The 11,893-nt window shown below is 53.9% G+C and carries 14 protein-coding genes; 3 read left to right on the top strand and 11 right to left on the bottom strand.

Translation table 11 applies throughout. From position 1 onward, the window contains the following. The coding region (locus tag lacNas_RS01595; RefSeq protein ID WP_201346528.1) for an NAD(P)H-binding protein at positions 1-271 on the top strand (271 nt) is incomplete at its 5' end. Between the two features lie 63 nt (positions 272-334). Here lacNas_RS01595 and lacNas_RS01590 read toward each other — a convergent pair. The 11 genes from lacNas_RS01590 to lacNas_RS01540 form a co-directional block, all read right to left on the bottom strand. After that, complete coding sequence (locus lacNas_RS01590; protein WP_201330522.1) at positions 335-1,165, bottom strand: undecaprenyl-diphosphate phosphatase; 831 nt, start codon at positions 1,163-1,165, stop codon at positions 335-337. After that, a complete protein-coding gene (locus lacNas_RS01585) occupies positions 1,166-2,974 on the bottom strand; it encodes a putative glycosyltransferase family protein (protein ID WP_201330521.1) in 1,809 nt (602 codons plus the stop codon). Positions 2,975-2,978: 4 nt separating this feature from the next. Then, positions 2,979-3,596 carry a VTT domain-containing protein gene (locus tag lacNas_RS01580; RefSeq protein WP_201330520.1) on the bottom strand — a complete coding sequence of 206 codons (618 nt, stop codon included), beginning with the start codon at positions 3,594-3,596 and terminating at the stop codon, positions 2,979-2,981. A 192-nt stretch (positions 3,597-3,788) separates the two neighbouring features. Continuing rightward, a complete protein-coding gene (locus lacNas_RS01575) occupies positions 3,789-5,123 on the bottom strand; it encodes a HAMP domain-containing sensor histidine kinase (RefSeq protein WP_201330519.1) in 1,335 nt (444 codons plus the stop codon). 5 nt (positions 5,124-5,128) lie between these two features. Next, a complete protein-coding gene (locus lacNas_RS01570; RefSeq protein WP_201330518.1) occupies positions 5,129-5,806 on the bottom strand; it encodes a response regulator transcription factor in 678 nt (225 codons plus the stop codon). 50 nt (positions 5,807-5,856) lie between these two features. After that, on the bottom strand, positions 5,857-7,176 hold the full coding sequence (gene murC / locus lacNas_RS01565) for a UDP-N-acetylmuramate--L-alanine ligase (RefSeq protein WP_201330517.1): 1,320 nt from the start codon (positions 7,174-7,176) through the stop codon (positions 5,857-5,859). Between the two features lie 118 nt (positions 7,177-7,294). Beyond that, entirely contained in the window at positions 7,295-7,942 is a 648-nt protein-coding gene (gene ytpR, locus lacNas_RS01560) for a YtpR family tRNA-binding protein (protein ID WP_201330516.1), read from the bottom strand. Positions 7,943-7,964: 22 nt separating this feature from the next. Then, positions 7,965-8,285, bottom strand: a complete 321-nt coding sequence (locus tag lacNas_RS01555; protein ID WP_201330515.1) for a thioredoxin family protein — start codon at positions 8,283-8,285, stop codon at positions 7,965-7,967. 78 nt (positions 8,286-8,363) lie between these two features. Continuing rightward, positions 8,364-9,023, bottom strand: coding sequence for a tRNA (guanosine(46)-N7)-methyltransferase TrmB (trmB, locus tag lacNas_RS01550; protein WP_201330514.1), 660 nt, complete (start codon positions 9,021-9,023; stop codon positions 8,364-8,366). A gap of 74 nt (positions 9,024-9,097) precedes the next feature. Beyond that, positions 9,098-10,321, bottom strand: coding sequence for an ABC transporter permease (locus lacNas_RS01545; RefSeq protein ID WP_201330513.1), 1,224 nt, complete (start codon positions 10,319-10,321; stop codon positions 9,098-9,100). Beyond that, positions 10,314-11,054, bottom strand: a complete 741-nt coding sequence (locus lacNas_RS01540; protein WP_201330512.1) for an ABC transporter ATP-binding protein — start codon at positions 11,052-11,054, stop codon at positions 10,314-10,316. Before lacNas_RS01540 ends, lacNas_RS01545 begins: the two co-directional genes overlap by 8 nt. Positions 11,055-11,158: 104 nt before the next feature. Between lacNas_RS01540 and lacNas_RS01535 the strand changes: the two genes are divergently transcribed. After that, entirely contained in the window at positions 11,159-11,596 is a 438-nt protein-coding gene (locus tag lacNas_RS01535) for an HIT family protein (RefSeq protein ID WP_201330511.1), read from the top strand. A 17-nt stretch (positions 11,597-11,613) separates the two neighbouring features. After that, positions 11,614-11,893, top strand: a 280-nt coding sequence (locus lacNas_RS01530) for a YtxH domain-containing protein (RefSeq protein WP_201346527.1), incomplete at its 3' end; no start/stop codon positions are given.

Genomic DNA, 11,893 nt, shown 5'->3' with positions numbered 1-11,893 from the left:
TTCCCTTGGCGGGGGCAACCTGGACACCAATCCGGTTTTGCGCCCCTACCGGGAAGCAGCCGACGTGATCGAAAACTCGGACTTAAACTACACGGTTGTCCGTCCCGGCTGGTTTACCGGCGGCCCGGTCGACTACGAGATCACCCGCAAGGGCCAGCCTTTTGGCGGCCATGACGTCTCCGTCAGTTCCATTGCCGACCTGGTCAAAAAGCTGCTCGACAATGACCAGCTTTATTCCCGCGACAGCATCGGCATCAACACGCCGCGCTGATTTTTCGGCAAAAGCAGAATATTTCTTCGCCATCTTCCGGCTCCGGCTTGAAGGTGGCTTTTTTTATGCCCGCAGAAACAGGCCACACAAAATGACCAGCAGGCCCAAAATGATCCGGTAGTAGCCAAAAGGCTTGAAATCGTGCGTTTGCACGTACTTCAGCAAGAACTTGATCGCCAGGTAGGCAACGAGGAAGGAGACGACCATCCCTGTCAAAAGGATGGCCAGCTGGCTGCCAGCCAGGACGCCTCCGGCCTTAAAGAACTTGACCAGCTTCAAAAGCGATGCGCCGAACATGGTCGGAATGGCCAAAAAGAAGGAAAATTCGGTGGCCACGTAGCGGCTGGCGCCCAGCAGCATGGCCCCTAAAATCGTGGCCCCTGATCTTGAAGTGCCGGGAATCAGGGACAAAACCTGGAAGCAGCCGATCAAGATGGCAAAGCGCCAGCTCAAGTCGCTCAGCTTCGTTACCGTCGGAAGCCGCTTGGCGTAAAAGTTTTCTAAGATGATGAACAGGATCCCGTAAATGATCAAGGTGGCGGAAATCACCTGCCAGCTGGTCATATTTTTGTCCAGCCAGTCATTCAGAGGGAGGCCGATGACCACCGCCGGCAAGACTGCCAGAAGCACTTTAAACCAAAGCAGCCAGGTGGCCCGCTTTTCCGGGCCGCTCTTGCTTTTGGCAAAAGGGTTCAATTTGTTGAAATAAAGGACCACCACGCTCATGATGGCGCCCAGCTGGATGACCACCATGAACATGTTGACAAAGCTGGTCGGTTGGCCAAGCTTGATCACATAGTTGGCCAAATACAGGTGGCCGGTTGAAGAGATGGGCAAAAATTCGCTCAGTCCTTCGATGATTCCCAAAATTACCGCTTTTAAAATATCTAGCATTTACTCAGTGCTCTTTCCCTTATAAATTTCCAATTCCTTGTTGACCAGCCCCAGCAGTCTTTTGCCTGTCCATCCTAGCAGATATATGCCAGCCAACAGATCGGCCAATAAAGACAGGCCCAAGGCGGCCGGCAGCCAAACCGGCAGCTTTAAAGACAGGCTGGCCGTGTTTTTTCCCTTCCAGCTCTTGACCGCCGCCAGGCCCCCGGCTCCTGGCTTGACTTTGACCTGCTGGCCGTTGACGGTCAGCCTTGACTGCCGGTACAGAACCAGGGGCAGGCGGATTTTTCCGTCTTTGCTGCTGATCCAGCTGAGCTGAATTGTCTGCCCGGCAGTCTTTTTGGCAAAGAAATGCTGGCCAAGCACCACCTGCTTGTAGGCAGCTTCGACCTGCTTGAAATCTCCGCCGCCAGCCGGCAGGTAGTCGGGCACCATCTTGCGGGCCTTTTGCAAAAACAGACCCGGGTCCATTTTTTTGGCGGCTTGGTCGGCCAAGTAGCGGTCATCCTGGTCATTGTCGCTCCCCATCTTGGTCGTCTTTGACTGGGCAACCCCAGGCATGTAGCCTCTGACAGCATTGGTGTAGATCTGGTTTCTCAGGTAGCGCAGGTCAAAAAACAGGACTATGGCCAAGACCAGAGCCAGCGCGGTTCCCAATTTTAGGTCCAAGTGGCGGCCTTCCAGCTGCTTGACCGTCAGGACCGTTCCCAAAAGCAGGAAGGCATAAGCCAGACTGGCCAGGCGGGATGGAAACTGCAGATAGCTGGCCAAAAACGGCAGGGCCCGCTCAATTTTGTCCCATGGAGCCAGTGCCGAGCTCAGATACAATAGCCCAGCCCCAGACAGGGTGAAGATCCGGTTCAAGCGGCCGGCAAAGGTCCGGTCGCTGATTAAGAGCAAGCAGGCCAGAAGCTGCACGGCAAATAATCCCAGCATAAGTTCACTGAGCTGGTCTCTGGTGCTTGAATCAAGCAGCAAGCCAGTCAGCTTGCTCGTCGTTTTCTGTGTCAGGTGCAGGGCATTGCCCGCCAGCGACATTTTTCCAGGAGAAACCAACTGGTTGGTCAAGCCAAAATAGACCAGGGGCAGCCAGTAATTCATGGTCAAAAGAAGGCAGATTCCTGCCGCTTTGCCCAGCTTTACCCAGGCAGGCTTGCCCTCTTTCACCAGCCTGTAGACAGCTGCTGGCAGCAGGGCCGCTGAAAAAAGCAAAGCCGTCAGCATGTGACTCTCCAGACTGATAAAGAGCAAAAGCACCAGCCGCTTGACCGGGAAGGCCTGCTTTAAATCCAGCAGATCGACGATGGCCAGCATGAGCCAGGGCGCCAGCAGCGCCGTTATGGCGGAAAAATTGCTCCCCATCTCCCAGCGGGCCAGCCAGCCCACGGTCAAGTAGACCGCCCCGCTCCACAAGGCAGCCAAACGGTTGCCGCCAACCCGCCGGCCAGCCCGGTACATCCCCAGACAGGCCAGGAAGTAGACCAAGAAGCTGGTCAGCAGCTGGAACCTGTACCAGCTGCCGGCAAGCAGCAAGAGCAGGCCCAGCAGGTAGGCAAAAAGGGGGCCGTAAAAGGCATTCACGATCCGGCCGCTTTGATGGAAGCCATATATGGACATGAACCAGGAATAGTTTCCCGTTTTTATCTGCTGGGCCGCTTCATAGATCCGGTTGAAGTGAAAAATACTGTCAGAGCCGATGATCAGCTGGCCGGCCTTGACTTGGGCGCTGACCAGGTAAGCAGCCAAAACAGCAGCTATGAGGACGATGGTTCCCTCTTTCAGCCATTTTTTTGTTTGATCAGTAAGCATTTTTTTACTTCTGCTTTGCTTGAGCCGCCAGGCGCTTTTTCAGGAAAGTCCAGACGACTGGCAGGAAAGAAATTACGATAATGGCCAGCATGATGATGGAGAAATGCTGGCGGACAAAGCTGACGCTGCCCAGCCAGTAGCCGCCTAAAGTCATGCAGAGAACCCAGCAGGCACCGCCAACAATGTTAAAGAGCAAGAAGACCTCCTGCTTCATCTGGCTGATGCCGGCAGTGAAAGGAATCAAGGTGCGGATGATCGGCACGAAACGGCCGATGGTCACCGCGCTTGGTCCATACTTGGCAAAAAAGGCGTGGCTCTCCTGCAGGTGCTTCTCCTTGACAAAGCGCTTGAAGAAGTCGGACTTCAGCCAGCTTTGGCCAAACAGGCGGCCGCTGGAGTAGTTGATCCAGTCACCGGCGATTACCGCGGCGATGAACAGGACCAAAGCCGGGATCGGGTTGGCAAACTGGCTGGCCAGAAAGGCCCCCGACAAAAAGAGCAGGGAGTCGCCCGGCAGGAAGGGCATGATTACCAGGCCGGTTTCTATAAAAAGCAGGCCGGCGACGATGAAGTAGCTCCACATCCCAGACTGGGCAAGCATGTTGTTGATTAAATCAGTCATATTTATTACCTCCATTTGTTTAGCTTGATTTAATCTTAGTCAATCTGCTCTCCCCCTTATACAGACTTTTCATGAAGCAATTCTGACGTTTTTTCAGATAAGAAACAAAAAGAGCCTGACGGCGCCGTTTCTGGCAGGCCGTCAGGCTCTTTTTCCCCCGAAAAAAACGGGATTTTGTTTTTGATTTCAGGCTTATTTGGCTCTTTCTTGCTTGAGCGTCAAAGTGAAGATGGTCCCTTGGGGCTGGTTGTCGGCCAAGGCCAATGTCCCGCCCAGCAAGGCAGCCATTTTCTGGGCAATGGCCAGGCCCAGGCCGGTCCCCGGGATCTGCCCCCGGACTTCATCGCTGCGGTAGAAGTAGTCAAAGACGTGCTCCTTGTCCTTGGCGCTGATCCCCTGCCCCTGGTCGGCCACGCTGATTCTTACGCCGCCGTCTGTTGCTTCGGCCTTGACCAAAACCTGGCTGGAAGCCGGAGAATACTTGCCGGCGTTGGTCAAAAGGTTCAAAACGATCTCAATCAGGCAGTCCCGGTCGCTGACCAGCTCAAGCCCATCCGGGCAGGCCAGCTGGACCGGCTGGGCCAACTGCGCGCTTTTTAAAGCAGACTGCAGGGCCTCTTTCAAATTGAAGGCGGCTTTCTCAAGCTGCCGGCGGTCGGTCCGGGCCAATGTCAAGAGCTCGTCGACCATCTTCTGCATGTGCCTGGATTCGTCATCGATAAAGGCGACAGCTTCAGGGATCACCTCTGGGTGCTCGCCTCCCCGCCTTTTGATCAGCTGGGCGTTGCTGCGGATGGCCGCGATCGGGGTCCGCAATTCATGGGCAGCGTTGTTGACGAAGCTCTTTTCCTGCTCGTTTTGGTCATACAGCTGGCCTAAAAGCTCATTGAAGCTGACGGCCAGTTCCTTTATTTCCGTCGGCTTCTCCGGCACCGGCAACTGCCCCCGGCCAGAATCGGCCGCTTTTTTGGCAGCCAGATTCAAGACCAGCAAGGGCTGGGTCAATTTGTCGGACAATAAGACCGCGAACAAAACGCTGATGGCCAAGACGATGATCCAGACGATCAAAATCGTCAAAAGGACATTCTTTACCACCTGCTTTTGCTGGTGCAGGTTAACCCAGACCTGGTAGTAAATCCCCCGGGAGTGGCCAGAGGCATAAGCATACAGGGCATCCCCCCGGTAATAGATCCCGCCGAAAAACGGCAGGGGCTTGAGGGACCTGGTCAGCTGCTTGGCGTTAGCCGAATAGTAGTTTTTCCGCTTGGCGTCAGCGCGGCGGTTTTCAACATGAACATAGGTCAGATTGCTGCTGAGGCCGTTGTTGACCTGCCAGTTTCTCCAGTCCTGGTCGTCGTCGATCACCGCCCCTTTCAAGCGGCGGACGATGGTCCTGGTATTGGCGCTGCTGTTGGCCAGTTCCTGCTGGACCACGGCCAGCATGGTCAAGAGGCCAAAAAGAAAGGTCAAGATGGTCGTCAAAGCCAGCAGGTTTCTGAGCAGAATGGCTGAATTGCTGTTTTTCATTTTCATCACTTCAACATGTAGCCCACGCCACGGACGGTGTGGAGGAGTTTCTCTGAAAAGTTCCGGTCGATCTTTTGCCGCAGCAGGCGGACGTAGACGTCGACGGTATTGGGCTGGCCGTCAAAGTCCGCCCCCCAGACGGCATCCAGCAGCTCGTCACGGGTTAAGACCTGGCCGGCGCGGCGCATGAACTCGCTTAAGAGCAGGAATTCCCTCTGGGTCAGCTGGATGATCTGCCCTTCTCTGATGACTTCCCGGCTCTTCAAGTTGAGAGTCAGCCCCTTGAGCGAATACTCTTCCTGGCCGCCGCTTGGCCGGGCCCGCCGCAAAACGGCCTCCATCCTGGCCAGCAGCTCCTCGATGTCGAAGGGCTTGGTCACATAGTCGTCCGCCCCGCTTTTTAGGCCGGATACCTTGTCGCCGGCATAGTCTCTGGCCGTCAGCATGATCACCGGTACCTGGCTGATTCGGCGGATCCGGCGCAAAACGCCCAGGCCATCCAGTTTCGGCAGCATCCAGTCCAAAAGAACCAGGCTGATCTCCGCTTGGAACTTTTCAAATTCGTCGACGGCCTGCTCCCCGTCTCCGGCCAAAATCACCTGGTAGCCCTCAAACTGGAATTCTTTATTCAGACTCTGTGCCAGCCCTGGCTCGTCTTCAACCAGCAAAATCGTTCCCTTCATGACTTGCTCCTTCAAAAAAGCAGCCCTCTTTCAGAGGACTGCTGTCTGTCTTACTTTTGCAGCATCTTTTCAAACGCTACTTCATATTTTGGAATGTCGCCGGCGCCCATGAAGACGATGCAGTCGCCCTTGTAGGCCAACAGGTCCTGCAGGTTGTCAAAGTCGATGACTTCAGCGCCTGGAATCTGGCTGGTGATGTCTTCACTCTTGATGTCACCAGCAGCTTCTCTGGCTGACCCGTAAATTGGCGTCAAGAAGGCCTTGTCGACCCCCTTCAGAATTTCCACGTATTCTTCTTCGAATTCCTTGGTTCTGGAGTAAGTGTGCGGCTGGAAGATGGTGACCAGCTTCCGGTCCGGGAACTTCTGCCGGGCAGCCTGGATGGTCGCCCGCAGTTCCGTTGGGTGGTGGGCGTAGTCATCGATGACCACCGTGTCGCCAAAGTCTTTTTCGCTGAAGCGGCGCTTGGCCCCGGTGTACTTGACCAGGCCCTTTCTGACCACGTCAAGGTCAACCCCTTCAGTAAAGGCAATCGCGATCACGGCCGTAGCGTTCATCACGTTGTGGTCACCGAAAAGGTGGATGGTGAACTCGCCCAGGTCTTCCCCGTGAGCCCGGACATGGAACTTGGCCCCTTCCGTAGTCTTGACCACGTCAAAGGCCTGGAAGTCGTCGCTGTCCTTTAAGCCATAAGTGTACTTCTTGGCCGTCTTTGGCTGGATCTTTTGCAGACGTTCGTCGTCGCCCCAGACAAACAGCCCCTTCTTGGTCTGGTCAGCCGCGGTCTGGAAGGCGCTGGCATAGTCGTCTCTGTCCTTGAAGTAGTCCGGGTGGTCAAAGTCGACATTGGTCATGATCTGGTAGTCCGGGTGGTAAGCCAAAAAGTGGCGGCGGTATTCGTCAGCTTCATAGACGAAGAAGCGGGAGTCCTTGACCCCCTTGCCCATCCCGTCGCCGATCAGGAAGGAAGTCGGAGCGGCTTCGCCCAAAACCGTAGCCAGAAGGCCAGTGGTTGAAGTCTTGCCGTGTGAGCCGGCTACGCCGATGCTGGTGTACTGCTGGACGATTTCCTCAACCGTGTCCGGGTAGCTCTGCCACTGAACGCCCTTTTCCTCGCAGGCAGCCACTTCAATGTTGTCGCTCTTGAAGGCGTTGCCCTTGACGATCACCTGGCCGCTTCCCTTGATGTTGTCCTTGGAGAAGGAGGCAACTTCAATCCCGGCCGCTTCCAGCGGATCCTGGGTGAAGGTGTACTTGTCGATGTCACTGCCGGCAACCTTGTAGCCCAAGTCGTGCAAAATCAAGGCCAAGGAAGCCATCCCGGTCCCCTTGATCCCAATAAACCAAATTTGTTTAGTCTTGTCTAACATTTTTTCGCTCCATTTGTTTCAAACGTTCGACCCTTATTTTATCATTCTTGGGCCAAGAAAAAAGAGCCCAAGGGCAGAATCAGCCCGAGCTCTTTGTTTTTTTGCCATTTTTTAATGATTACAGGGTGATGACGCCGCTGGCCAGCAGTTCGTCACACTTGGTCGGTTCGAATTCGTCACCGATCTTGAAGCTGTCCGGGACAACCATGATCCCCCGCTTTTGCGGAGCGTGGGCCAGGCCCAGTTCCCGGGCTGAGCAGATCATCCCGTCTGATTCAACCCCGCGCAGGGCGCCTGGCCAAATCTGAGCCCCAGTTGGCATCAAAGTGCCTGGCAGAGCCACAACGACCTTTTGCCCTTGGGCGATGTTCGGCGCCCCGCAGACAATCTGGTGGTCTTGGCCGTCACCGACATCGATCTGCGTCACGTGCAGGTGGTCAGAGTCCGGGTGAGCGGTGCATTCCTTAACGTAGCCGTATACCAAGGTCGGCTTTGACACCGTCAGCTTGTCGGAGAAACCAGCGCTGGCCAATTTTTCGTTCAAGGCAGCCACTTGGTCTTCGTTTAGCTTGACTTCGCCGTTTGACAGCTTGTCGTAATCCAGAACCTGGTCAACGTTAAAGAAGTTGAAGCCAGTCAGTTCGCCCTTGCCGTCAGTAACCCGGGTAACGTCGTTTTTTTCTTCAAAATTGCTTTCGCCATCGCCTTGCGCCAAGATGACGATCAAAGTGTTGGGATAGCTTACTTTGTTAATACTAGTGATCATTTGATCTAAAGTCCCCTCTTATCTAGTCAAGCGACCGCAAAAATGCTTCTACTTCCTGCTTGGTCTTGCGGTCTCCATTAACTAGTCTACCAATTTCTTGGCCATCTTGGTAGACGACGAATGAAGGAATTCCCATAATGTTCATTTCCTTGCACAGGTCGATCGAACCGTCACGGTCAATCTTGATGAACTTGCTGTCAGCGAAGTCGGCTTCAATGCTTGGCATTGCCGGATCCAGGAAACGGCAGTCCGGGCACCAGCCGGCGGAAAATTCGACGACGGTCCGGCCGCTCTTGACTAAGTCAGCCAGCTTGTTTTGGTCAACAACTTGATATTCTTCCATGTTTCCCTCCTGCTTACTTTTAATAAGAGAATTGTTTAATAATTATTTTAACCGATTTTTCCGGCAAAGGAAACTATTTTATTCTGCCGGCAAAAAGCCCGCGTGCAGGCAGTAGATCGGCTGGCCCTTGCTGGCAAATTTGTGCTCGTATTCCGTTTCCACGTTCTTTTCCACAATCTCTTCTTTTTCGTGGTGGAGGTCAACGGACACGAAGTCAAAGCGCATCCCGTAGTTGTTCATGCTCCTCACGCTGTAGGCAAAAAGCCCGGAGTTGTCGGTCTTGAATTCGATCACCCCGTCAGCCGTCAAGACTGCCTGGTATTTTGCCAAAAAGTCCTTGTAGGTCAAGCGGCGCTTTTCATGCCGGCTCTTTGGCCAGGGATCGCTGAAGTTGAGGTAGATCTTGCTGGTGGAGTTTTCCCCGAAGTAGGCGACCAAATTGGCCGCGTCGGCGCAGAGGATCTGCAGGTTGTCCAGGCCTTCGTCCAGCTTCTTTTTCAAGATGATCCCGGCTGCCGTCTTCTGGATTTCCATGGCCACGAAGTTGCGGTCGGGATGCTGCTTGGCCAAAGTCGTAATAAACTGTCCCTTGCCTGAGCCGACTTCGATTTCGATCGGCTTGTCGTTGCCAAAGCGGGCCGCCCAGTCGATCTTTTCGGCTGGATCCGGCCGGTCCAAGGCGCTTTCCGGGTGCTCTTCTACCAGTTCGTTTGCCCAAGGCTTGTTCTTTAAACGCATGTCTTTCTCTCTGTTCTTTCTAGATTTTTGTTTTTGTCAGTATATTATTTTACCGGTAAATTGCTCTGCCTGCCCTATTTTCGCCGCTTCTTGCTCTTATAGCGGGCTTTTTTGGCCAGCTGCTGGGTCTTGTGTGGCAGGTAGACTTTTGCCAAAAGGCCGCAGCAGACCAAGAGCAGCAGGCTCCAGGCAAACTTGCCAGGCATGATGGCCAGCCAGAAAATTATAATCATCCCGGCCTGCAAAAGCAAGGCCCAGGACAGAACCCGGCTGAGTTCTGTCCCCCGGTCTTTTTGACCAATCGGGTAGACCCGGTACATGATGTTCTGGTCATATTTTTGCCCTAAAGGCAAAAGCTGCCAGACGGTCAGGTACATGACCAAAGCCGACAGGACCAAGGACCAGACCGGGTCCTGGATCATGGCCATTAGCAAAATGGCAAAGGCCGTCATCCGGGCCAAAAGGCTCAAGTATTCCGGATCCCGCAAAAGAGTCCGCCGGTACAAAAAGCTGTTTGGGCTTTCCTTGCCAAAAGGCGGCAGCAAAAAGTCCAGGTACTTGCGCCGCTTGACAGTGACCTGTCTTTCCTTGACGTCGGTAAACATGGCAAAGCCGGCGTAAACCGTCTCCTTGCGCTTGGCTTCATAGTCAATAGCGTACTGCCAGTCAAAGGCGGAATTTTTCCAGGCCCGCAAGGCTAAAAGGGCTAAAACAGAAGCGGCCAAAAGCAAATACAAGGCATTTGGCAACAAATACAAGCCGGCCAAAAGCAGGGCCAAAACGGCAAAGCGGACCAGCCAGGCCAGCTGCTTGACGCGGTGGTCAAAAGTAAAGCTGCGGCTGACCGCCCCTTGCTCAAAGGCCTTGGCGAAAAACAAGGCCAGGATCAGGCTGAAGTAGTTCAGATTGCCCAGGCCCATTTTCAAGCTGGCAAAAGGATACATGATCCCGCCAGCCAGGGCCAAAAGCAGGGCCGGCAAGACCAGGCTGTAGCGGCGCATGGGAGCCAGGTAGTCGCCCAGCCGGTCGTCAGTCGCCAGCAAAAACTGCCGGTCAGCTGCCTGCAAGAGCGTCACCATTTTGCCTGGCAAAAAGGCCAGCCAGAGCAAGGCCGATAAAAGCAAGGGATAGTACCAAAGCTTTGCCGGCAAGACCTTCATCACCTGGGCATACCAGAACATGACCGCCCCAAAGATGAAGATCAAGGCCAGGACAAAGAAGTCGTTGAAAACCAGGGACAGATACTTGGCTGACTGCTGGAAGTTCTGCTGCAGTCTTTTCTTAGCTAACTCACGCATTTTTCTGCTCCTGGTACAAGAGCTGGTAGAGCTTGTCAAAGGAATCGCTGTCCTTTAAGCCGTAGTGGTCCCTGATCTCTGCCAGGCTGCCAATAAACTCGATCGTGCCCTGGTTTAAGATCGCGTAGGTCTTGATGGCCTGTTGGGCATCGGCCAAAACGTGGGTGGTCATCAAGATTTCCTTGCCAGCTTCTTGCGCTTCTTTGATGAGGCCGATGAAGTTGGCCACGGCCAGAGGGTCCAGGCCGGTAAAAGGCTCATCGATCACCAAAAGCTGGGCATCGGTCAAAAAGGCAGCCACGATCATGACCTTCTGCTGCATCCCTTTTGAAAAGTGGACCGGCAGCCAGTCGAGCTTGTCTTCCAAACGGAACATGGTCAAAAGCTCCTTGGCTTTGTCCCAGGCCTTGCCGGCATCCAGCTGGTAGGCCAGGATGGTCAGTTCCAGGTGTTCCTTCAAGGTCAGTTCCGGGTAGATCACTGGCGTTTCAGGAATATAGGCCACCAGCTTTTTAAATTCGGCTGGCTTTTCCGCCAAATTGATCCCGTTTAAAGTGATCTTGCCGGCTTGCGGACGCAAAAGCCCCAGCAGGTGCTTGATGGTGGTGGACTTGCCGGCCCCGTTTAAGCCGATCAGGCCGATTGCCTCACCAGGCGCGATCGTCAGATTGACGTCTTTGATCACCGGGATGCCGCTGTAGCCCCCGGTCAGGTGTGTAATTTCTAAAGTCATATTTTCCTATCTTTCTTCATGTTTTTGTCTGCCTCTTATGATAGCATGGAGACATGGAGAATCTAAAAAAATAACTCATGAAATTCTTTTAAAGAGGTATCACAATGACTAAGGCTGAATTAATTGACGACTGTTTATTCTGTAAGATCATCCGCGGCGAAATTCCCAGCTACACCGTTTTTGAAAATGACGATGTCAAGGCCTTTTTGGACATTTCCCAGGTCAACGAAGGCCACGTGTTGATGGTGCCAAAGAAGCACCTGACCAACTTCTTTGACTACAGTGCTGAAGACGCCAGCCGCTTTTTGCAATACGTGCCGGAAATCGCCAAGGCCATCAAGAAATCTGACCCGCGGATCCAGGCCATGAACATCACCAGCAACAATGGTGAAATTGCCGGCCAGGTGGTCATGCACTCCCACATCCACTTTATTCCCCGCTGGGAAGGCGACGGCATCAAGTTCTTCACCAGAAACAATGCCGACCAGTACGACGAAAAGAAGTACCAGGAAGTCTGCGACCGGATCAAGGCCCAGTTTTAACTGAGGGGGCAAACAAAATGAAGCATTTCAAGCACTTTGGCCTGGGCTTCTTGCTCGGGGCTGCGGCAGGGGCAGTCTTCGCCTTTCTGCCAGATGAAAAAGGCAAGTCAACCCGGCAATATCTCAAAGAAGACGCTAAAGACTTCAAGGAAAACCACAAGGAACTGCAAGATGGCCTCTCCCGGGCCCAGGAAGCCGGCAGCCGTTTAGTCAGTGAACTGCCAGCTGCTGAGCAGATGGTCAGCGACTTAAACACCGACGTCGACCGCTTCAAGCAGGAAGCCGACGAAGAAATCG

Source organism: Lactobacillus nasalidis (genome assembly GCF_016587775.1).
GTDB classification, from domain to species: Bacteria; Bacillota; Bacilli; order Lactobacillales; family Lactobacillaceae; genus Lactobacillus; species Lactobacillus nasalidis.
The sequence above is the reverse complement of the archived record's forward strand: the minus strand, read 5'-3'. Positions and strand labels throughout refer to the sequence as shown.